Origin of the sequence: Streptomyces sp. 8N114 (assembly GCF_052245835.1) — a bacterium.
GTDB lineage: Bacteria > Actinomycetota > Actinomycetes > Streptomycetales > Streptomycetaceae > Streptomyces.
On sequence record NZ_JBQQBT010000019.1, the window covers coordinates 84,439 to 106,104 of the forward strand.

Genomic DNA, 21,666 nt, shown 5'->3' on the forward strand with positions numbered 1-21,666 from the left:
GTACCGCGCCTCCGCCCGAACGGTTCCCCTATGCCCGCGGAGCGGCAAGCCGTCGGTTCGCGGCCGGGGGGACCGGCCCGTCAGTTCGCAGCGGCCTGGCGGACGGAGCGGGTGACGTCGTAGACGCCCGGCACCTGCCGCATGGCACGCATCAGTGCGGGAAGCCCCGCAGCGTCAGGGAGTTGCAGAGTGTAGGTGTGCCGCACGCGCTGCTCGCGCGGGGGTTCCACATCGGCCGAGACGACAGCCGCGCCCTGCGCCGCGATGGTCTCGGTGAGGTCGGCCAGCAGGTGCGCACGACCGAACGCCTCGGCCCGCAGGGTGACCCTGCATCCGGCCTCGCCCTGCTCCCAGCGCACCGGAAGGGTGAGGCGCCCGTCGGAGGCCATCCGGGCCACCGACCGGCAACTGTCGCGGTGCACCGTGACGGCACCGCCCCGCACCGGGAACCCGGTGACCGCATCCGTCGGTACAGGTGTGCAACACCGGGCGAGCCGAACGGGCGTGCCGGGGTGGCCGGGCACCACGGGAATGTTCTCCCCGTACTCCGCGTGCTGCTCCTGCTCCTCCTGCTCCGGGCCGAGGGTGCTTTCACTCTCGGCGGGAGCGCGATCGCTCCTGGAGTCGTCGGCTTCACGCCGTCCGTGCGCGGCGAGCCACTCCCGGATGGCCAGCCGCGCGGACGGCGTGCGTACGTGGTCGAGCCACTCCGGGGACGGCCCCGAGGGGCTGCCGTGGTTGGACTCCAGGAAGAGCTGCAGCGCGTCCCCGTCCCGCAGCACCGTGGTGAGCGCCGCCAGCCGGCCGTTGACTCGGGCCCCGATGCACCGGTGAGCCGCCTCCCCCAGCCTGGCGTAGGCGGCATCCACACATGTCGCACCGCCGGGCAGCGGCAGCGCGCCCCCGGCGGCACCCTCCGCTCCGGGGACGGCGCAGTAGACGGTGATCTCCAGGTCCTGCGCCAGATCGTCGCGCAGCTCCTGCCAGAAGGTGTTCGGGTCGGGCGCGTGGCTCTGCCACTCCAGCAGGCGTGAGAGCCATCCGGGGCGGGTCGGGTCGGTCCGCTCCCCGGCCCCTTCGGCGGTCGCCGCTGACGCGCCCCCTGCGCCTCCCTCGGCCGCGTCGGGAGCCGCCTCCGCCGTTGCGTGCGGGTCGCCGAGGGCGATGACACCGGTCTCGGCCACCTGGTGCATCCGGCGGGTGCGTACGAGCACTTCGGCGACCCTGCCCTCCTCGTCGGCGATCGCGGTGTGCAGCGACTGGTAGAGGTTGAACTTCGGAGCGGCGATGAAGTCCTTGAACTCCGAGACGAGAGGGGCGAAGCAGGTGTGCAACTCCCCCAGCACCGCATAGCAGTCGGCGTCCTCGTCCACGAGGACCAGCAGCCGGGCGAAGTCGCAGTCGCCCAACTGGCCGCGTTTGAGCCGCAGCCGGTGCACGGAGACGGTGTGCCTGGGACGGATGAGCACCTGCGCCGTGATTCCGGCCTCGCGCAGTGTGCGGCGTACTTGAGTCGCGAAACCTGTCAGCGGGTCGGGGCACGAGTTGTGCTCACGGATCAACTCACGTGTTGTGGTGTGCTCTTCGGGATGGAGGATCGCGAATACCAGGTCCTCCAGTTCGCTCTTGAGCGCCTGGATGCCGAGCCGCTCGGCGAGCGGGATCAGCACGTCCCGCGTCACCTTGGCGATGCGGACCTGTTTCTCACGCCGCATCACACCGAGGGTGCGCATGTTGTGCAGCCGGTCGGCAAGCTTGATCGACATGACCCGTACGTCGTTGCCCGTGGCGACGAGCATCTTGCGGAACGTCTCCGGCTCGGCGGCCGAACCGTAGTCGACCTTCTCGAGCTTGGTGACGCCGTCGACGAGGTAGCAGACCTGGTCCCCGAACTCGCGGCGTACCTGTTCCAGCGTCACCGCGGTGTCCTCGACGGTGTCGTGCAGCAGCGAGGCGGTCAACGTGGTTGTCTCCGCGCCGAGCTGGGCCAGCAGCAGGGTGACCGCGAGAGGGTGGGTGATGTAGGGCTCGCCGCTCTTGCGCATCTGTCCCCGGTGCGAGGACTCGGCCAGCATGTATGCCTTGCGCAGCGGCCGCAGATCGGCCCCTGGATGGTGCGCCCTGTGCACCTTCGCGACGTGTTCGATGGCGTCCGGCAGTGAGTCCCGTGGCGTGGCGCCCAGCAGTGCCACTCTGCTGAGTTTCCGCAGACTGCGCACCGCGCTCATGGGCACCTCCCGCTTTCGCGCACCCCGGGCCGGGGGTGCGATGGTACCGACCCCATCACGTGCCACCGACCGGCTCCTGTCCAGCGTGAGGCGGATCACCCCATCGTGCGACGCCGGGTCACCGGCCGCTCACGGAAGCAGCATGGGGATCGGTCACGAGAGCGGTGCTGGGTCGGCCGATCGGTCACAGGAGCAACGCCGGATCGCTCATGACAGCAGGGCGGGGTCGATGCTGCCTTCCGCGACGATCTCGGCCGGGCCGGACATCTCGATCTCGCCGTCGGCCCGCTCGGTGATCTCCAGCCGGCCTCCGGGCACGTCCACGGTGTAGGTCACCGCGGTGCCGTCCCTGCGCGGATCCACGCCGTCCCTGCGCGCTGCCGCGACCATCACGGCGCAGGCGCCGGTGCCGCAGGACCGGGTCTCCCCCGCGCCCCGCTCATGTACCCGCAGTGCCACGTGCCTGGTCCCCCGTGAGACGACGAACTCGACATTGACGCCGTCCGGGAACGCGGTGGCAGGCCGCACCTCGGGAGCCTCCAGCAGCCGGCCCGCGTCCGCCAGGTCCGAGACGAACGCCACGGCGTGCGGATTGCCCATACCGACCTTGCGCACCGGCCAGGTGTGCCCTGCGACGCTGACGGTGATCCCGTCCCCGGTCTCGTCCGGCCCCGTCAGCTGGGCCCTGCCCATGGCGGTGGTGATGTCACCACCGTTCTTGGCGATGTGGATCCGGCGCACGCCCGCCCGGGTCGCGATGGCGAGGTCGCCGGGCCCGGCCAGCCCCGCACGCTCCAGATAGCGGGCGAAGACCCGGGTGCCGTTGCCGCACATCTCCGCGACGGAGCCGTCGCCGTTGCGGTAATCCATGAACCACTCCGCCTCGGCGGCCATGTGCTTCGCCTCGGGGTGCGCCGCCGACCGGACGACGCGGAGCACACCGTCCCCGCCGATGCCCGCCCTCCGGTCGCACAGCCGGGCCACTGCCGTCGGCGACAGGTCGAGCAGCCCGTCCGGGTCCGGAATGATCACGAAGTCGTTCTCTGTGCCGTGGCCCTTGAGGAACGGCACGCCTGCTGCGCTGGTCACGCTGCCGATCGTACGGGAGATCCCGGCGCACCCCGGCTGCGGGCAAGCCCCGACGATGGGGCAGCACGCCGGTCAGCGCAGCCGGGCGACCCGCCAGACGGCCAGGACGACGGCGGTGCCGACCACGACGGCGTAGATCAGGACCACACGCCAGTCGGGACGTCCGCCGGAGCCGCGTGCCGGGAGCCCCGGCCAGGTGTGCCCCACCCGGCGGGCCGCCATCACGCCCCAGCCCGCCGCACAGCCGCACAGCAGGAGCCCGAGCATCGAGACCACCGCGCCGGAGCTGCCACCGGGCTCGAAGGCGAGCGGGAAGGCGAACATCAGCGACCCGAGGGCGCCGAGTATCACGATGGGGGCCAGCTGCCAGAGGCGAAGCTTGCGCTGCGGGCGCAGCTCGTGCGGCTCCACCGGCGGACCCGGCTCCGGCCCGGGCTCCTCGGCGGAGGAATCCTCCGGCGGCTCACGGTCCGATGAGGGCTCAGGCCCCGGCAGCGGCTCATGGCCGCGTGGCGGCTCGCGGTCCGACAAGGGCTCGCGGTCCGACACCGGCTCCCGGTCCGAAAGCGGCTCGGCATCCGCAGGTGAGGAGTTGTCCCGAGGGCTGGCCTCCATTGCCACGCGCCCTCCCAACTCCGCTTCACGGCACCCAACGATGGTCGATGATGGCACGCCGGGGGTAACGGGACGGTCGCTCAGGGCTTCCCGATGCCATCACGTGATCAGGCTGTAACCGCCCTTGTGAGCAACGCCAGCGCGGCACCCGGCAGTTCCCCCCTGTCCGCCGCCGCTCCACTGAGCCAGTTCACCCGTGGATCGCGGCGAAACCAGGAATCCTGACGGCGCGCGAAGCGCTTGGTAGCGCGGACCGTCTCCGCACGCGCCTCCTCGAGGGTGCACTCCCCCGCCAGCGCCGCGAGCACCTGCTGGTAGCCGAGGGCGCGCGAGGCCGTACGCCCCTCCCGCAGCCCCTGCCGCTCCAACTCGCGCACCTCGTCCACCAGCCCGGCCCCCCACATCCGGTCGACCCGGCGGGCGATCCGTTCGTCCAGTTCGGGCCTGGCCACGTCCACGCCGATCTGCACGGTGTCGTACACGGCCTCATGGCCCGGCAGATTGGCCGTGAAGGGCCGCCCGGTGATCTCGATGACCTCCAGGGCCCGCACGATGCGGCGTCCGTTGCTGGGCAGGATGGCGCGGGCGGCCTCCGGATCGGCCGCCGCCAGTCGCGCGTGCAGGACGCCGGGGCCGTGCTCGGCCAGTTCCGTCTCCAGCCGGGCACGCACCTGAGGGTCGGTGCCGGGGAACTCCATGGCATCCAGTGCCCCGCGCACGTACAGTCCGGAGCCCCCGACCAGCACGGGCACGCGCCCTTGGGCACGCAACCGGTCGATCTCGGCACGGGCCAGCCGCTGGTACTCCGCGACGCTGGCGGCGGCGGTGACATCCCAGATGTCGAGGAGGTGGTGCGGCACGCCCTGCCGCTCCTCGACGGTCAGCTTGGCGGTGCCGATGTCCATACCGCGGTAGAGCTGCATCGAGTCGGCGTTGATGACCTCACCACCCAGCTCGCGAGCTAGGAAGACCCCCAGATCGGATTTGCCGGCCGCTGTGGGGCCCACGACGGCGATGACCGGCGGGGAGGGCGTGGCGTCTGACGAGGCGGGCGAGGGGGCGGCGTCGGCATTCACGGCTCAAGTCTCGCAAACCCGCCTGAGGCTCCTCGAACGAGCGACGTGACGGGACGCTCTCGGGGTCGTTGCCCGTTGCGAGGTTCCGACAGCCGGTTTCCGCACCGGTGCCCCGGGGCGGCGCAAAGGGACGCTCCGCAAGGCGCGGGATTTCGCCCACACGAGTAAGATCTGGAGTAGATATGGGCGTTTTTGCGAAGCTTCTCCGTCGTTCGTCCAGCAAGTCAACACAGGGCAGCCGCGAGGCCACTCCCGCGGAGGAAACCGGACCGGAGGAGCGCGCCGCCGAGCGTGGCGACGGATCCGCACAGGTGGAGCCGGATGCCGGAGCGCCGGGACCGGACGGAGCGCAGAGCCCGGACGGTGACTCCAGGGAGAGCCCGTCGTCGGCCGAGGCCGAAGCCCCGGCAGGCGAGAACGATACGGTCGACACGGACGACGTCGCCAAGGCGGCGGATGCGGCTGATGCGGCGGGGGCTGGTACCGGCACCGGCGAGGCGGGCGTCGGCATCCCCAAGCAGCCGTCCGCCGAACAGGCCGCCGACAGCGAGACAGGCGACAACGCCCGCAAGTAGGCCGCGCGGCCAGGCCCGCGCGGCATGGGAGAAAGGGGACCGTGATGGGCTTCATGGACAAGGTCAAGGGCTTGCTCGGCCAGCACGGCGACAAGGTTCAGCAGGGCGTGGACAAGGCCGCGAAGCTTGCGGATTCCAAGACCAAGGGCAAGTACAGCGACAAGATCAATACCGGTGCCCGGAAGGCCAAGGACGCGACCCGGCGAATGGCCGACGAAGGCCGCGGCGAAGGCGGCTCGGGCAGTGGTCCGACCGGCTCCGGCCCCAGTGGGGGCGGCAGCGGCTCCGGCCCGACCGGCAGCGGAAGCGGCCCGTCCGGCTCCTGAGCTCCTGAATTCTTGGGCTCTTAGGCGCACGAGAACGCGTTTCGGGAACGCGTTTCATTGACAGAGATTGCCGACGCTCAGCGGGGGTGTTCGGTGCCGATGCGCACCGAACACCCCCGCTGTCGTGCGGGTACGCCTGAGAGTGCGTGTGTACGTCTGTGAGTACCCGTCCGAGGTACGTACTCTCAGGCGCACGCTCCGTTACGACCAGCTCGCGACCATGTAGCCGACGCCGTAGGGCGCCTCGTCGTACAGCAGCCGTCCGGCCAGATCGGCGCCCTGGGCGGCGCCAGCGAGCGTCTGCCAGGAAGAGCGCCCGGCGGCCTTCAGTTCGTACGCCAGCTCCTCGTCCAGGGCAAGCAGCGCCGGGCTGTCGGCGTCGCCCAGCGCACGCGCTGCCTCCGCATCGAAGGCGACGGCCCGCTCGTCGAAGTAGCCGGGTGCCTTGAGCGTGCGGCAGTTGCTGCCGTCACCCATCACCAGCAGCGCGACCCGGTCAGCATGCGCCGCCAGCTCACGGCCCGTCTCCTCGCAGCGGGCCCGCGCGAGCGGTTCTCCGATGCCCAACCCCTCGACCGGGCAGCAGGTCCAGTCGGTGCGCTCCAGCAGCCACGCGCCGACAGCCAGCGACGGGGGCAGCTCACGCCGGGCAGGCTCCCCCTTGCCGAGGCTCACTTCGAGGGGAACGCCGAATCCGGCGAACGATCCGCGCGCGCCCTGCGGGTGCGGTCCGCGGCCGGACGGTTCGGCGGGGCCGAGCACGTACAGCTGGTCGGGGCGGGCCGCCGCCAGGACGCCGAGGGCGTCGTAACAGGCGGCGCGCGCGGCGTCCATCTCGGGAGCGGCACCGCCGGCGACCTCGGGTACGAGCAGCGGGGGGCAGGGACATACGGCTGCGGCGACAAGCATGGCGCGCAGCTTAAGTGCCCTGCGCAGCACTTCCCACCCTGCCCGCGCCGTGACTCACCCGCGCGTGCGAGATCGGCTGAAACAGATGACACGGGCGCGTCCGACGGCCTACGCCCTGCCGGTCGCGCCGGGCGTCAGCCCAGGCCGCAGCCGCCGGTGGCGGCGGGCAGCGGGTCCGGGGCACCGACGGTGGGCAGGCCGAGCATGACGCCCTTGCCCTGCTGCGGCTCCTCGGGTGCCATGGTGCGCCGCTCCCAGGCGTCGCCGGCGCGGGTGCGGCGTACGTCCTTGGCGGGGCCCTCGGCGAGCAGATGGTGCGGCGCGGCATAGGTGATGTCGACAGTCACGACGTCGCCGGGGCGCACCGGCTCCTCGGGCCGGGTGAAGTGCACCAGACGGTTGTCGGGGGCGCGGCCGGACAGCCGCTGGGTGGCATCGTCCTTGCGGCCCTCGCCCTCGGCGACCATCAGCTCCAGCGTGCGGCCGACCTGCTTCTTGTTCTCCTCCCAGGAGATCTCCTCCTGGAGGGCCACCAGGCGCTCGTAGCGCTCCTGGACGACCTCCTTGGGGATCTGGCCGGGCATCTCGGCCGCCGGCGTACCGGGGCGCTTGCTGTACTGGAAGGTGAACGCCTGGGCGAACCGGGCCTCGCGCACCACGTGCAGCGTCTCGGCGAAGTCCTCCTCGGTCTCGCCGGGGAAGCCGACGATGATGTCCGTCGAGAGCGCGGCCTCGGGAATGGCGGCGCGGACCTTCTCGATGATGCCGAGGAAGCGCTCCTGCCGGTAGGAGCGGCGCATCGCCTTGAGGATGCGCGAGGAGCCGGACTGGAGCGGCATGTGCAGCTGCGGCATCACGTTCGGCGTCTCGGCCATGGCGGCGATCACGTCGTCGGTGAAGTCGCGGGGGTGCGGTGAGGTGAAGCGGACGCGCTCCAGCCCCTCGATGCGGCCACAGGCGCGCAGCAGCTTGCTGAATGCCTCCCGGTCGCCGATGTCGGAGCCGTAGGCGTTCACGTTCTGGCCGAGCAGGGTGATCTCGCTGACGCCTTCGTCGACCAGCGCCTCGATCTCGGCGAGGATGTCTCCGGGGCGGCGGTCCTTCTCCTTGCCGCGCAGCTGCGGGACGATGCAGAAGGTACAGGTGTTGTTGCAGCCCACGGAGACCGAGACCCATGCCGCATAGGCACTCTCGCGGCGGGTCGGCAGGGTCGAGGGGAACGCTTCCAGCGACTCGGCGATCTCGACCTGCGCCTCGTTCTGGAGGCGGGCGCGCTCCAGCAGCACGGGCAGCTTGCCGACGTTGTGGGTGCCGAAGACGACGTCGACCCAGGGCGCCTTCTTGACGATGGTGTCCCGGTCCTTCTGGGCCAGACAGCCGCCGACCGCGATCTGCATGCCGGGGCGTGCGGCCTTCTTGGGGGCGAGTTGGCCGAGGTTGCCGTAGAGCCGGTTGTCGGCGTTCTCGCGTACGGCACAGGTGTTGAAGACGACGACGTCAGCGGCGTCGGCACCCTGGGGCGCACGGACGTAGCCGGCGTCCTCCAACAGGCCCGCCATCCGCTCGGAGTCATGGACGTTCATCTGACACCCGAAGGTGCGCACCTCGTACGTCCCCTTGACGTCCACTGTCTGACCCCGGTCGCTACTGCTCATGCGACAAGGGTAGGCGTTCGCGCGGGTGTCCCGGCCCCCGGGCGGGTGCCCGGAACCGTTACCGGAGCACTGTGATGCACGTCACTGCGCGGGGAGTTCGCCTGGGAGTTCGCGGGGGAGCCGCAGCGTCGCCCAGACCGCGTTGCCGTCGGTGACGGTGGAGGGCCGTACTCCCCAGTCGGCGGCGAGCGCCGCCACGATGCACAGCCCCCGGCCGCTCTCGTCGGCGGCCTCGCTGTCCTTCAACTGCGGCCTGTCGTCGCCTTCCGCGTGGTCGTGCACCTCGATGCGCAGCAGTGCGGCAGCGGGGGTTTCCCGGGCGGCCAGGGTGGCGCGGCAGACCAGCTCCGCGTCGGGCAGACAGCGGGTGTGCACGACGGCGTTGGTGGCCAGCTCCGAGAGCAGGAGCACGGCGTCGTCCACCGTCTCGGCGGATATCTCCGGTATCTCCGGATCCTGCCGCTCCTTCAGCCATGAGGTGAAGGCGACGCGCGCCCGCGCGATGTACTGCTCCCGCGCCGGAAAGCGCAGCTGCCAGGTGGGGTCTTCCGCGTGTCCGGACGGCACTGCCGGGTGCGAGGCACCTTCGGACGCCGGAGACGCTGTCGTGGCGGCTGCTGCGGGATCCCTGCGAGCGGGGGCGGCGTACACGTGGAGGCGCCTTCCGTCGAGCTGGTCCCGGCCCCGCGGAAGGGCCGTGACGCGCGTGGTCTGACCGTCACTATGGCCCCATGCAGTTCCACTCAGCAAGCGACAGTGTGAAATTTGCAGTTCGCGAATCGGCGCGTTCGCACCGGGCGGGTGCTCCTGGTGACGGCTCCGGGTGACTCCTGCCACTCCCCTCGGGACCGCGGTGCTGGCAGTATCCCCTTCATGGCCAGCCTGCGTCCGCGAACGGTGTCCCGTCCGATGCGCCGCCCGGGCGGACTCAGCACCGGTCGGCGACGCGTTCTGTGGGCTGCGGCTGCGGTGCTCGTGGTGTGCGGGTTGCTGGTGTGGTGGGTACGGCCGTCCCCCTCCCCTTCGCCGAGCGGAAAGATCACCTTCGCCACCGGTGTGCGCACCGGTGTGTACGAGCGTTACGGCACCCTGTTCAAGCAGCGGCTGGCCCGGGACCTGCCGCAGGTCGACCTGACGCTCCAGCGCAGCCAGGGTTCCGTGCAGAACGTGTCCCGGATCGTCTCCGGGCAGGCGGACTTCACCATCACTGCCTCCGATGCGCTCGCCGCCTACCGGGAGAAGGGCGGAAAGGGCGCCTCGCACATCCGGGCGTGCGCGCGGCTCTACGACGACTACATGCACCTGGTGGTGCCCAGGGACTCGCCGGTCGACAGCGCCAAGGACCTCAAAGGGCTCCGTGTCGGAGTGGGTGAGAGGAGCTCCGGGGTCGCTCTGGTGACCAAGAGGCTGCTGAAGGCCGCCGGGCTGGACATGGACCACGATGTGCGTCCGGTCCGCAAGGGCATCGACACGATGCCCAAGCTGCTGTCCGAGGGGAAGCTGGACGCGTTCTTCTGGTCTGGCGGACTGCCGACCGGTGCGATCGAGCGCCTGGCGGAACGGACGGACATCCGTCTGGTGCAGCTCGGCGATCTGCTGCCCCGGCTGCACGAACAGCGCCCGGAAATGCGCTACTACCGCGCGGCCGTGATGGCACCCGACGCCTACCCCACCGTGCAGCGCGGCCGGTCCGTCAAGACCGTGGCCATCGCCAACCTGCTGGTCACCACGGACCGTACGGACGCGGCGCTGACGGAGAGCATCACCCGCTCCGTCATCAAGAGCCGGGACCAGATCGGGCGTGAGGTGCACGCCGCACAGAAGGTGGATCTGCGCACCGCCATCTACACCGATCCCGTGCCGCTGCACGAAGGAGCCCGCCGCTACTACCGCTCGTCCAAGCCCTGACGGGAACATCGTCCTGACAGCAACATCGCCCTGACCGGAACGTCGCTGCCGACGCCAGGCCCCGACCCCACCAAGGAGCCGATCGATGCATGACGACCGCCGTACTGTCGAGGACCGGCTGCGCCGCGTGCTGGACGAGCGCGTACGACCCGCTGTCCACACCTCCGCGCTGCCGCTGACCGTCGAGCGCTGGGAGGCGCCCGGAGAGCCTGTACCGGTCGCGGAGGGCATCTCGGCGCCCTATGGACCGGCCGCGGTGGGCGAAGCCTGGGGGCCGGCCTGGGGCACCACCTGGTTCCGGGTGAGAGGGCAGGTGCCGCACGAGTGGGCGGGCCGAACCGTGGAGGCCGTGCTGGACCTGGGCTTCGAGCGGAACATGCCGGGCTTCCAGTGCGAGGGGCTGGTCTACCGCGCGGACGGCGAGGCGGTCAAAGGACTGCACCCGCGCAACTCCTGGGTGCGGCTGGCGGATGCGGCCGTCGGCGGGGAGGAGATCGAGTTGTACGTCGAGGCGGCCTCCAACCCGGTCGTCAACACGCCGCAGACGCCGACCTACCAGGGCGACGTGCTCACCGCCGACAGCACGCCCCTGTACCGGCTGGCGCGGATGGATCTGGCGCTCTTCGAGCCGCAAGTGTGGGAGCTGGCGCTGGATCTGGAGGTGGCGGGCTCGCTGATGCACGAGCTGCCGCTGGAGGACGCCCGCCGCTGGGAACTCCTGCGCGCCCTGGAACGGGCGCTGGACGCCCTGGACCTGGCCGACGTACCCGACAGCGCCGACCGCGCCCGGGAGCGGCTCACCGCCGTGCTGACGGCTCCCGCGCGGGCCTCCGCGCACCGGGTCAGCGCCGTGGGGCACGCGCACATCGACTCGGCGTGGCTGTGGCCGCTGCGCGAGACGGTGCGGAAGGTGGCGCGTACGGCCTCCAACATGGTGGCGCTGATGGACGACCATCCCGACTTCGTCTTCGCCATGTCGCAGGCCCAGCAGTTCGCCTGGATCAAGGAGCACCGGCCCGAGGTGTACGCCAGGGTCAAGGAGAAGGTCGCCGAGGGCCGGTTCGTACCTGTGGGCGGCATGTGGGTGGAGTCGGACACCAACATGGTGGGCGGCGAAGCCATGGCGCGGCAGCTCGGTTACGGCAAGAAGTTCTTCCTGGAGGAGTTCGGAATCGAGACGCAGGAGGTGTGGCTGCCCGACTCCTTCGGCTACACGGCAGCCATGCCGCAGCTGGTGAAGCTGTCGGGCTCCAGTTGGTTCCTGACCCAGAAGATCTCCTGGAGCAGCTCCAACCCCTTCCCGCACCACACCTTCTGGTGGGAGGGCATCGACGGGACGAGGGTCTTCACGCACTTCCCGCCGGTCGACACCTACAACTCGACGCTCAGCGGCAGGGAGCTGGCACACGCGGCACGCAACTTCCGTGAGAAGGGCGCCGCCTCGCGCTCCCTCGTCCCGTTCGGCCACGGCGACGGCGGGGGCGGCGCGACCCGCGAGATGCTGGCCCGCGCGGCCCGCCTGCGGGATCTGGACGGCGCCCCGCGGGTGACGGTGGAGAAGCCCGCGGCGTTCTTCGAGAAGGCGCGGCAGGAGTATCCGAACGCACCTGTGTGGCAGGGCGAGCTGTATCTGGAGCTGCACCGGGGGACGTACACCTCGCAGGCCAAGACCAAGCAGGGCAACCGGCGCTCGGAGTCGCTGCTGCACGAGGCCGAGCTGTGGGCGGCGACCGCGGCTGTGCGCAGCAGCGGCTACACATATCCGTACGAGCGGCTCGAGGGGCTGTGGAAGACGGTGCTGCTGCACCAGTTCCACGACATCCTGCCGGGCTCCTCCATCGCCTGGGTGCACCGGGAGGCCCGCGAGACGTACGAACGGGTCGCCCAGGAGCTGACGGAGATCGTCGACGGGGCGCAGCAGGCCCTCGCCGGGCGTGGCGAGCGGGAGCTCGTCTTCAACGGCTCGCCGCACTCTCGCTGTGGCATCCAGGCAGGCGGCGCCCGACCGGCCGACGAGCGCCGGCAGTACGGGGCTGAGCAGCGCGAAGGGGCCGTCACGGTGGCCGAACGGGCAAGCGGCGGCTGGACGCTGGACAACGGGCTGTTGCGCGTGGAGGTGGACGGCCGGGGTCTGGTCGTCTCCGCCTACGACCAGCGCGCCGGGCGTGAAGCGGTGGCACCGGGGCAGGCGGCCAACCTCCTCCAGTTGCATCCCGATCTGCCCAACCACTGGGACGCCTGGGATGTCGATGCCTTCTACCGGCACACGGTCACCGATCTGACGCACGCAGATGAGCTGACCGTCGCCGAGGCCGACGGGAACAGTGCCACTGTCCGGGCGACCCGGTCGTTCGGACGGTCGACCGTGGTGCAGACGGTGACCCTGCAGGCGGGCAGCGCTGTGCTACTCATGGAGGCCGAGGTCGACTGGCACGAGAGCGAGAAGCTGCTCAAGGCGGCGTTCCCGCTGGATGTGAAGGCCGACAGGTCCGCCGCCGAGACACAGTTCGGGCACGTCTTCCGGCCCACCCACACCAACACCTCCTGGGAGGCTGCCAAGTTCGAGATCTGTGCGCACCGGTGGCTGCAGGTGGAGGAGCCGGGCTGGGGCGCCGCGCTGGTCAACGACTCGACGTATGGGCACGACGTCACGCGGGACATCCGCGAGGACGGTGGCCAGACGACCACGGTCCGGCTCTCGCTGCTGCGCGCTCCCCGCTATCCGGACCCGGAGACGGACCAGGGGCGGCACCGGATGCGCTACGGACTGGCGCCGGGCGCGACCCTCCAGGACGCGGTGCGCGAGGGCCACTGGATCAACCTGCCCGAGCGGACCGTCCTGGGCGACGGCAGCCCCGTCACACCACTGGTCGCCCTGGAAGGCGAGCAGGGCGACCAGATCGTCGCCGAGACGGTGAAACTGGCGGATGACCGCAGCGGCGATGTCGTCGTACGCCTCTACGAGTCGCTGGGCGGCCGGGCGAGCGCACTGCTGGCACCCGGTTTCCCCGTCACATCAGTGGCCGAGACGGATCTGCTGGAGCGACCGCTGGCCGACCCGCAGGCGCACCACACCGTGGAGGAAACCGGTGTCCGGGTGACGCTTCGGCCGTTCCAGATCCTCACCCTTCGGCTGGGGCGTTCCGGGGAACGGTGATCAGCACCCGCAGTCCCTGCGGCTCGTTGTGCGCGAAGGACAGCTTCGCGCCGCCCCCGGCGAGCAGGGCGCGGGTGATGGACAGGCCGAGCCCCGAGCCGGAGACGTTCTGGTGGCGGCCGCTGCGCCAGAAGCGGTCGCCCACCCGCTCCAGTTCGTCGTCGGTCAGCCCGGGGCCGCCGTCCGCCGTCTCGACCGTCACGCTGTCGCCCTCCGCGCGCACCGTGACGGTGACGTTGCCGCCTTCCGGGGTGAACTTCACGGCGTTGTCGACAACGGCGTCCAGGGCGCTGGAGAGCGCCACCGGGTCGGCCCACCCGGTCGCGGCCGACTGTCCGGCCGCCGTCAGCCCGACGCCCTTCTGCTCGGCGCTGGGCCGCCAGGCGGCGACGCGTTCGGCGGCGATCTCGGCGACGTCGGTCAGCTGGACGTGCGCGGTGTCGGAGTGTTCGGCCAGCGCCAGGTCGAGGAGGTCGTCCAGCACCCGCGCCAGCCGCTTGCCCTCCGCACGTACCGAGGCCATCTCCTCGTTGCCGTCGGGCAGCTCCAGTGCGAGCAGTTCGATGCGCAGCAGCAGCGCGGAGAGCGGGTTGCGCAGCTGATGGGAGGCGTCGGCGACAAAGGCGCGCTGCTGCTCCAGCACGCTCTCCACGTTGCCCGCCATCTCGTTGAAGGAGTGCGCCAGTCTGCGCAGCTCCGGAGGGCCCACCGAGTCGACGACGCGGGAGGTGAGCTTGCCGGTGGCGATCTCGTGGGCTGCCCGGTCCAGCGTCCGTACGGGCTTGAGCACCCATCCGGTCAGGCGCAGCGCGGCCCCGAGAGCCAGCAGCATCGCTGCGGCCTCGCCGACGGCGATGGCCAGCCAGCCGCGCAGGATCCGCGACCGCATCGGCCCGGTGGGCGAGTCCGTCAGCACCACGGCGGCCACGTCACCGTCCCGGATGACGGGGGAGGCCACAGCGATCCGGCCGCCGCCCTGCCAGGGCCACACCTGGGGCGGGTCGTGGCTGCGGCGTCCGGCCAGTGCCTCGGCGAAGGCCCGTGCGCCGTCCGGCCGGCCCTTCTGCCCGGCCTCCTGGCCGTCTCCGGGTACTCGCCAGTCGTCGGGAGCGGCGGCCATGGTTCGGCCGTCGCGGTAGAAGACGCCCGCACGGATGCCGTAGAGGTCGTGGTAGCGGTTCAGTTCGTGCTGGAGGGTGGCCCGGCGCTCGTCCGGCTGGCTGGTGGAGGTGACGAACTGGGCGAGCGAGGCGAAGCGCGCGGTGTCGTCGATCCTGTCGACCACCACCTGCTGCTGCTCGGCCTGTGCCTGGCTCAACGCCAGTGGGAAGCCCAGCGCGAGCAGGATCCCGGCCAGCAGGATGATCAGAAGCGGGAGGAGGCGGCTGCGCACGTCGTCGTCGTTCCTGTCGGCCCTGGCCGGTCAGTCGCCCTGGGCGGCCATGCGGTAGCCCACCCCGCGCACCGTCTCGATGAGTGCGGGCCGCTGCAGCTTGGAGCGGAGCGAGGCGACGTGCACCTCCAGCGTGCGCCCGGTCCCCTCCCAGCTGGTACGCCAGACCTCGCTGATGATCTGCTCGCGCCGGAAGACGACGCCGGGACGCTGGGCCAGCAGCGCCAGCAGGTCGAACTCCTTACGGGTCAGCGGCACCGCAGCGCCGTCCACGCTGACCTGCCGGGTGGGCAGCTCGATGGTCACCGCGCCCAGCCGCAGTGTGCCGGTCCCCTCCGAGCCCTGCGCTGTGGTCCCCCGCTCGCCGACCGCGGGAGCGTCCTCGCCGGCCGTACGGCGACCGACGGCGTGGATGCGGGCGAGCAGCTCACCCATGTCGTAGGGCTTGACGACATAGTCGTCGGCGCCGAGGTTGAGGCCATGTATCCGGGACCGTACGTCGGCGCGCGCGGTCACCATGATCACAGGGGTGGAGCTGGTACGCCGGATACGGCCGCACACCTCGAAGCCGTCCTGGTCGGGCAGGCCCAGATCGAGCAGGACGACGGCGAAGCCGGGCCCCTCCTGGCCGCCGACCAGCAGCTCGTCGAGTGCCTCGGCGCCGCTGCGTACATGGGTGACCTCGAAGCCGTGCCGTGCCAGCACGGCGGAGAGCGCCGCGGCGACGCGGTCGTCGTCCTCGACGAGCAGCAGTCTCACCCGACACTCTCCTGTTCTCCCACTGTTCTCCACCGCTCCCGAAAACGGTCCAACAGTGCATCCACGCCGATCGACGCAGGTGAGTCAAGGGGTCCCCGGGCCCGCGCGGGCATCCGTTATACAGCCGGTACGACGACCGTCATACAGCCGTCCGACGACAGCCGTACATCCAGTGCAACAACCGGTGCAGCAGCCGTCACGCGCCGGTACGGCGACCGTCCTGGCGGCTGCCGGCCAGGGGCCTGTGCGGGCCGCCGACCGGCCGGTGGCAGCTGCGTGCCGGAGCCTGTGCGGGCCGGAGAACCGCCTGACAGCCCTCCACTGCCCTCTCTACCCAGTGCACCGGGTCGCAGCCGGATCGTTATCCTCAATTTCAGCTCAGATGTAATGACGGTCACGTCGGCAGCTCACTAAGGTCCTCGCAACCGACGAGGACGGAGCTACACGTCGATGAGCGAAGTATCGGTGACCAAGGACGCAGGCGGTCCCGAGTCCGCGACCGACAAGCTGGTCGTGCTGGACAACATCAACAAGCACTTCGGTGCGCTGCACGTCCTCCAGGACATCGACCTGACCATCGCCCCGGGCGAGGTCGTGGTCGTCATCGGCCCCTCAGGGTCCGGCAAGTCCACGCTGTGCCGCACCATCAACCGGCTGGAGACGGTCGACTCGGGCAGCATCACGATCGACGGCAAGCCGCTGCCCGCGGAGGGCAAGGAACTGGCGAAGCTCCGTGCCGACGTCGGCATGGTCTTCCAGTCCTTCAACCTCTTCGCGCACAAGACGGTGCTGGAGAACGTCACGCTGGGCCAGATAAAGGTCCGCAAGACGGACAAGCGGGTGGCGGAGGAGAAGGCCCGCACGCTGCTCGACCGGGTCGGCGTCGGCAACCAGGCCGACAAGTACCCCGCACAGCTCTCCGGCGGCCAGCAGCAGCGCGTCGCGATCGCTCGGGCACTGGCGATGGACCCGAAGGTGATGCTCTTCGACGAGCCGACCTCGGCCCTCGACCCCGAGATGATCAACGAGGTTCTGGAGGTCATGCAGCAGCTGGCCCGGGACGGAATGACCATGGTCGTCGTCACGCACGAGATGGGCTTCGCACGGTCGGCCGCGAACCGCGTGGTCTTCATGGCGGACGGCCGAATCGTGGAGGAGGCCACCCCCGAGCAGTTCTTCAGCAACCCGCGCAGCGACCGTGCCAAGGACTTCCTCTCGAAGATCCTGCACCACTGAGCCTTCACCACTTGAGGCCGCACCGCGGCCCCGCCCCGAGCAGGGACGGTGCGCCGAGCGGGCGGCGCACCAGCGCACTGGGCCAACGACTGTTCAAGCAAGGGATGTTCACTATGAAGTTCCACAAGACCGCCGCGGCGGCAGCCGCTGTCCTGGCTCTCGCCGCCACCGCGGCCTGCGGTGGCAAGGAGGGTTCGGCCGGCGACAAGCCGAAGGACCAGACGGACGAGAAGGCGCTGCCGAAGTACTCGGTCGCCAAGGACGTCAAGGTCGACTCCGCCGTCCTGAAGAAGGCCCAGAAGCGCGGGAAGATCATCATCGGCGCCAAGGCCGACCAGCCCTACCTCGGGTTCCAGGACCAGTCGACCAAGAAGTACTCCGGCTTCGACATCGAGATCGCCAAGATGATCGCGGCCGACCTGGGCTTCTCCCCCAAGCAGATCGAGTGGAAGACGGTCGACTCCGGGGCGCGTGAGACCACCGTCTCCAAGGGCGACGTCGACCTGATGATCGGTACGTACTCGATCAACGACGAGCGCAAGAAGCAGATCGACTTCGCGGGTCCGTACTTCCACGCCGGCGCCTCGCTGCTCGTCCGCAAGGACGAGAAGTCGGTCACCGGGCCGGACAGCGTCAAGGGCAAGAAGGTCTGCTCCATCGTCGGCTCGACGCCGCTGCAGACCATCAAGGAGCCCAAGTACGGCGCCAAGGTCACCGAGCTGAGCAAGTACTCGGAGTGCGTCTCGCAGCTCCTGGACGGCCAGGTCGACGCGGTCACCACGGACGACGCGATCCTCATGGGTTACGCCGCGCAGAACCCCGGCAAGCTGAAGGTCGTCGGCAAGCCCTTCTCCGACGAGCCGTACGGCGTCGGGCTGAAGAAGGGCGACAAGGCCCTCCAGAAGGCCGTCGCCGACGCCATCAAGAAGCACGAGGACAACGGCGACTACAAGAAGGCGTACGACGCCACGCTGGGCAAGTCCGGCTCCAAGTTCAAGACGCCGCCCCAGATCACCGAGAAGTGATGTCCCACGCCCCGCTCCCCGGCGTCAGCGCCGCGCGGGGCGGGGCGTGCTGTTGCGGGCACACAGTTCGCTCCTGCGGGCACACCGTTCGCTCCGGCGTCGCCCCCCACCCGGCGGGTGACAGTCCCGTGCCCGGTCCGGCCCTTTCCGCCGCCCCTACGCGACTCCTCGCGGAGAATTCATGAACGTACTTCTCGACAACCTGGCGCTGTTCCGCGAGGGATTCCTCGGCACCTTGTGGCTGACGGTCGTCAGCGCGGTGCTCGCCGTCGTGCTCGGTCTGGTGATCGCGGGCTGCCGCGTCTCGCCCGTGCCCCCGCTGCGCATATTCGGCACGCTGTGGGTGACGGTGCTGCGGAACACCCCGCTGACGCTGCTCTTCCTGGTGGCGTTCTTCGTGGTGCCCAAGGTGCTCTTCCCGGGCATCAACTCCTTCGTCCTGGCCGTCTGCGCCTGCGGCTTCTACACCTCGTCCTTCGTCGCCGAGGCCGTCCGCTCCGGCATCAACACCGTGTCGATGGGCCAGGCCGAGGCCGCCCGCGCCATCGGTATGACGTTCACCCAGACCATGCGGATCGTGGTGCTCCCCCAGGCCACGCGCGCGGTGGTGCCGCCGCTGAGCAGCATCTTCATCGCCCTGACGAAGAACACCGCGATCGCCGGCGCCTTCGACAACGTCGACCTGTTCAACGTCTCGAAGACGCTGAGCAACGACGGCTACGACATCGCCATGATCTTCATCTGGATCACCGTCGGCTACCTGATCATCACCTACGCAATCAACGGCCTCTTCCGGCTGCTGGAGAACCGTCTGGAGGTCGCCCGATGAGCGCGAGCGTCCTGTTCGACGCGCCCGGCCCGAAGGCTCGCGTCCGCAATCTGATCTACTCCGTCGTCGGCAGTCTCGCCGTCCTCGGCCTGATCGCCTGGGTCTGCTACCGGCTGTACGACAAGGGGCAGTTCGCGGGCGAGCTGTGGGACATCTTCAACTACTCGGGCATCCGGGAGAACATCCTCGACGCCCTGCTGTCCACACTGAAGGTGTTCGCCCTTGCGGGTGTCTTCTCGCTGGTCTTCGCCGTGGTGCTGTGCGTGGCACGGCTGTCGGACCACAAGCCGGTGCGCTGGGTGGCCGTCGTCTTCATCGACCTGTTCCGGTCGATCCCGCTGCTCATCACCATCTTCGCGCTGTGGGTCGGCATTCTCGGCGACATGACGCCCATGTGGGCGCTCGTGCTGGGCCTGACCATCTACAACGGCTGCGTCCAGGCGGAGGTGCTGCGCGCCGGTGTGAACGCGGTGCCCAAGGGCCAGGTGGAGGCGGCATACGCGCTCGGACTGCGCAAGACGCAGGTGACCGCCTCGATCCTCTTCCCGCAGGCCGTGCGCTCCATGCTGCCCTCGATCATCAGCCAGCTGGTGGTGACCCTGAAGGACACCTCGCTGGGCTTCATGATCCTCTACCCGGAGCTGCTGTACTCGGCCCGGCTCATCGCCAACAACACCCCGGTGGGCGGCGTCTACCCGACCGTCCAGACGGTCATCGTCTTCGGCGCCATCTACATCGTGCTGTGTCTGGCCCTGGCCTGGCTGGCGAAGTTCGTCGAGCAGCGCGGGCGCCGGTCCAAGGCGGGCATCGTCCCCGCGGAGGCGAAGGAGCCCAAGGAGATGGTGCCGTCCGGCAGCACGGACCTGACGCCGGTGCCCAACCCCAAGGACGCCGAGCCCGAGGACGCCCGGCCCAAGGACTGAGCCACAAGGCGGTGTCCAGCGGCTGAGCCGAACACCACCCCCGGGACACCAGTGCCCCGGACCGCACATCCGCCGCGGCCCATGGCGCGGGCCACCCGCCCGCGCCGTGGGCCGCGTTGGCATCTTATGGCGTCACTTGACGCGTGCTCAGGCAGTGGGTTGCATACCAGCGTGATCGCGCACCAGGCTCCACCACCAGAGAAACCCCGCCCCCGTCAGCACCACCAGGGCTGTGAGGTTTCCACACTGTGGATCCGGTGATCGTCGTCGGGGCGGGTCCGGCCGGACTCGCCCTCTCCCTCGCTCTCGCCCGGCACGCCGTCCCCTCCGTCGTCCTGGACTCCACCGACGGCAACCCGCCGCCCCGCGCGGCGCGCACCTGCGTACTGCGCCCGGACACCGCCGCCGTCCTGCCCGTACTACCCGGACTGCGCTGGCGCTCCTGGCGCACCCAGCGGCGCGCGCAGCCGGTCGACCAGGTCGATCTCGCCCCGGAGCAGGCACCGGTGCACATCGAACAGCACGCCTTGGAGCGCGCGTTGCGCAGCGCGCTGGCGGACGAGAAGCTCGCCCGGATCGTCACCGGCAGCCACGTCGACCTGCTGGAACAGGACGCGAGCGGCGTCACGGTGCACACCCGTGGCGCTTCCGGCACTTGGTGGCGCGGCAGTTACGCGGTCGGCTGCGACGGCGCGCGCTCCATGGTCCGCAAACTGCTCGGGGTGCGTTTCCCCGGTCGTACGGCGGTCGAGCGGCACGCGGTCGCCGCGCTGCGGGTGCGGCTGCCGTGGGAGGAAGGGGAGTACGACGAGGAGGGCGCATGGCAGCCCGGAGAGGCGGGCGGCGCACTGCTGCACCGCGACCCGGGCGGTACGCCGGGCGAGGTCACGGCCCGGCCGCTCGCCGGAGGCCGGTGGCGGCTGGACTGGCTGCTGCCCCCGCGCGGCGATCTGGTGACCCCCGAGGAGATGCTGGAACGGGTGGCGGACACCCTCGCCGTCTGGTCCGAGGAGTCGCTGAAATCTGCCGCTAGCACCGCACCTGCCCGCCGCAGGCCCGTGGGAGCCGGCGGACGTGGGACCGGCACCGAGGACGGAGGCCCGAGCAGCGGCATCGGCCCGTACGAGCTCGTGGACACCGGTGTCCACACCGCGCATCAGCGGCTGGCCCGGCACTGGCGTGTGAACCGGGTCTTCCTCGCCGGGGACGCCGCACATCTGACCGGTGCGCTGGGGGTGCAGTCCGTCGACGAGGGACTGCGGGACACCGCCAACCTCGCCTGGAAGCTCGCGCTGGCCTGGCACCACGGGCACGGCCCGGCAGCCGACACCTTGCTGGACAGCTACGAGACGGAGCGGCGCGGCGCCATGGTCGCCCGGCTGCGCGCCGTCGACCAGGCCCTGCCCGTCGTACGGCGCGGCGGCGGACTGCGCGCGCTGCTCCCCGGCGGCGGCGCACGCGCCGATCTGGGCCTGCTCACCGATGGTCACCTGGGGCGGGGCCTGCTGGGCGCACCGCCCGCGTACTCCCGCACGCCGTTGACACCGGCGCGCGGGAGTATCGGTGAAGTGTCCGTCGGTACGGCACCCGGCGCCCCCGTGTGCGACGTCCCGGTCACCGCTGCCGACGGGTCGCGCGGCAATCTGCACGACTGGCTGGGCGGCCCGGGCGGGGAGCTACTGGTGCTGCTGGTGGCGCCGGGGACCGGGGTGTGGGACAGCCGCCATTGGTTGACGGCGGGAATGATGCCCGAACTGGCGGCCACCGTTGACGCACTTCCGCTGCGCGCCAAACTACTGGTCGCCGAGAGCTATCCGGGGGCGGCGGCGCACACCGTGCTGGCCATCCGCGCCGACGGCCACCTCGCGGCCGCCTTCCCCGCGGGACGCTCCAACGCGCTGCGCACCTGCGCGGAGGTGGTACGCGGAGGAGCGCACTCCTGAGTGAGGGCGGGGCGGGGGTG

18 protein-coding genes are annotated in these 21,666 nt (G+C 70.6%); 9 read left to right on the forward strand and 9 right to left on the reverse strand.

Annotation, left to right across the window (positions count from 1 at the left end):
• Positions 1 to 80: 80 nt before the first annotated feature.
• From ACTWQF_RS28550 to miaA, 4 genes are all read right to left on the reverse strand, one after another.
• Entirely contained in the window at positions 81 to 2,228 is a 2,148-nt protein-coding gene (locus tag ACTWQF_RS28550) for a RelA/SpoT family protein (protein WP_443282581.1), read from the reverse strand.
• Positions 2,229 to 2,435: 207 nt separating this feature from the next.
• Positions 2,436 to 3,317 (reverse strand): diaminopimelate epimerase, encoded by an 882-nt coding sequence (gene dapF / locus ACTWQF_RS28555; protein ID WP_443282582.1) that lies wholly within the window; start codon positions 3,315 to 3,317, stop codon positions 2,436 to 2,438.
• Between the two features lie 72 nt (positions 3,318 to 3,389).
• A complete protein-coding gene (locus ACTWQF_RS28560; protein WP_443282620.1) occupies positions 3,390 to 3,932 on the reverse strand; it encodes a hypothetical protein in 543 nt (180 codons plus the stop codon).
• A 107-nt stretch (positions 3,933 to 4,039) separates the two neighbouring features.
• Entirely contained in the window at positions 4,040 to 5,008 is a 969-nt protein-coding gene (miaA, locus tag ACTWQF_RS28565) for a tRNA (adenosine(37)-N6)-dimethylallyltransferase MiaA (protein WP_443282583.1), read from the reverse strand.
• Between the two features lie 182 nt (positions 5,009 to 5,190).
• Here miaA and ACTWQF_RS28570 point away from each other — a divergent pair, with 182 nt between their 5' ends.
• The gene (locus ACTWQF_RS28570) at positions 5,191 to 5,583 is read left to right on the forward strand and encodes a hypothetical protein (protein WP_443282584.1); all 393 of its coding nucleotides are present in this window, start codon (positions 5,191 to 5,193) and stop codon (positions 5,581 to 5,583) included.
• A gap of 44 nt (positions 5,584 to 5,627) precedes the next feature.
• Positions 5,628 to 5,909 (forward strand): antitoxin, encoded by a 282-nt coding sequence (locus tag ACTWQF_RS28575; protein WP_443282585.1) that lies wholly within the window; start codon positions 5,628 to 5,630, stop codon positions 5,907 to 5,909.
• 201 nt (positions 5,910 to 6,110) lie between these two features.
• Here ACTWQF_RS28575 and ACTWQF_RS28580 read toward each other — a convergent pair whose 3' ends face one another.
• The 3 genes from ACTWQF_RS28580 to ACTWQF_RS28590 all read right to left on the reverse strand — a co-directional run bounded on the left by ACTWQF_RS28580 (position 6,111) and on the right by ACTWQF_RS28590 (position 9,040).
• The gene (locus ACTWQF_RS28580; protein WP_443282586.1) at positions 6,111 to 6,818 is read right to left on the reverse strand and encodes a class III extradiol dioxygenase subunit B-like domain-containing protein; all 708 of its coding nucleotides are present in this window, start codon (positions 6,816 to 6,818) and stop codon (positions 6,111 to 6,113) included.
• A gap of 134 nt (positions 6,819 to 6,952) precedes the next feature.
• Positions 6,953 to 8,473: a tRNA (N6-isopentenyl adenosine(37)-C2)-methylthiotransferase MiaB gene (gene miaB / locus ACTWQF_RS28585; protein ID WP_443282587.1), complete on the reverse strand. Its 1,521-nt coding sequence runs from the start codon at positions 8,471 to 8,473 to the stop codon at positions 6,953 to 6,955.
• Positions 8,474 to 8,554: 81 nt separating this feature from the next.
• Positions 8,555 to 9,040, reverse strand: coding sequence for an ATP-binding protein (locus tag ACTWQF_RS28590; protein WP_443282588.1), 486 nt, complete (start codon positions 9,038 to 9,040; stop codon positions 8,555 to 8,557).
• A gap of 306 nt (positions 9,041 to 9,346) precedes the next feature.
• On the opposite strand from ACTWQF_RS28590, the gene ACTWQF_RS28595 reads away from it, so the two are divergent.
• Both ACTWQF_RS28595 and ACTWQF_RS28600 read left to right on the forward strand, forming a co-directional pair.
• On the forward strand, positions 9,347 to 10,381 hold the full coding sequence (locus ACTWQF_RS28595) for a TAXI family TRAP transporter solute-binding subunit (RefSeq protein ID WP_443282589.1): 1,035 nt from the start codon (positions 9,347 to 9,349) through the stop codon (positions 10,379 to 10,381).
• Positions 10,382 to 10,466: 85 nt separating this feature from the next.
• On the forward strand, positions 10,467 to 13,538 hold the full coding sequence (locus ACTWQF_RS28600; protein WP_443282590.1) for an alpha-mannosidase: 3,072 nt from the start codon (positions 10,467 to 10,469) through the stop codon (positions 13,536 to 13,538).
• Here ACTWQF_RS28600 and ACTWQF_RS28605 read toward each other — a convergent pair.
• Both ACTWQF_RS28605 and ACTWQF_RS28610 read right to left on the reverse strand, forming a co-directional pair.
• Positions 13,504 to 14,931: a sensor histidine kinase gene (locus ACTWQF_RS28605; RefSeq protein ID WP_443282591.1), complete on the reverse strand. Its 1,428-nt coding sequence runs from the start codon at positions 14,929 to 14,931 to the stop codon at positions 13,504 to 13,506. The two genes, ACTWQF_RS28600 and ACTWQF_RS28605, sit on opposite strands and share 35 nt — an antisense overlap.
• A gap of 30 nt (positions 14,932 to 14,961) precedes the next feature.
• Complete coding sequence (locus ACTWQF_RS28610; RefSeq protein ID WP_443282592.1) at positions 14,962 to 15,690, reverse strand: response regulator transcription factor; 729 nt, start codon at positions 15,688 to 15,690, stop codon at positions 14,962 to 14,964.
• A gap of 450 nt (positions 15,691 to 16,140) precedes the next feature.
• On the opposite strand from ACTWQF_RS28610, the gene ACTWQF_RS28615 reads away from it, so the two are divergent.
• From ACTWQF_RS28615 to ACTWQF_RS28635, 5 genes are all read left to right on the forward strand, one after another.
• Entirely contained in the window at positions 16,141 to 16,926 is a 786-nt protein-coding gene (locus tag ACTWQF_RS28615) for an amino acid ABC transporter ATP-binding protein (protein ID WP_443282593.1), read from the forward strand.
• 113 nt (positions 16,927 to 17,039) lie between these two features.
• Complete coding sequence (locus tag ACTWQF_RS28620; protein WP_443282594.1) at positions 17,040 to 17,951, forward strand: glutamate ABC transporter substrate-binding protein; 912 nt, start codon at positions 17,040 to 17,042, stop codon at positions 17,949 to 17,951.
• 181 nt (positions 17,952 to 18,132) lie between these two features.
• Positions 18,133 to 18,780, forward strand: coding sequence for an amino acid ABC transporter permease (locus tag ACTWQF_RS28625; RefSeq protein ID WP_443282595.1), 648 nt, complete (start codon positions 18,133 to 18,135; stop codon positions 18,778 to 18,780).
• Entirely contained in the window at positions 18,777 to 19,703 is a 927-nt protein-coding gene (locus ACTWQF_RS28630; RefSeq protein ID WP_443282596.1) for an amino acid ABC transporter permease, read from the forward strand. The genes ACTWQF_RS28625 and ACTWQF_RS28630 overlap by 4 nt, the downstream gene beginning before the upstream one ends.
• A 248-nt stretch (positions 19,704 to 19,951) precedes the next feature.
• On the forward strand, positions 19,952 to 21,646 hold the full coding sequence (locus ACTWQF_RS28635; protein WP_443282597.1) for an FAD-dependent monooxygenase: 1,695 nt from the start codon (positions 19,952 to 19,954) through the stop codon (positions 21,644 to 21,646).
• Positions 21,647 to 21,666: the final 20 nt, after the last annotated feature.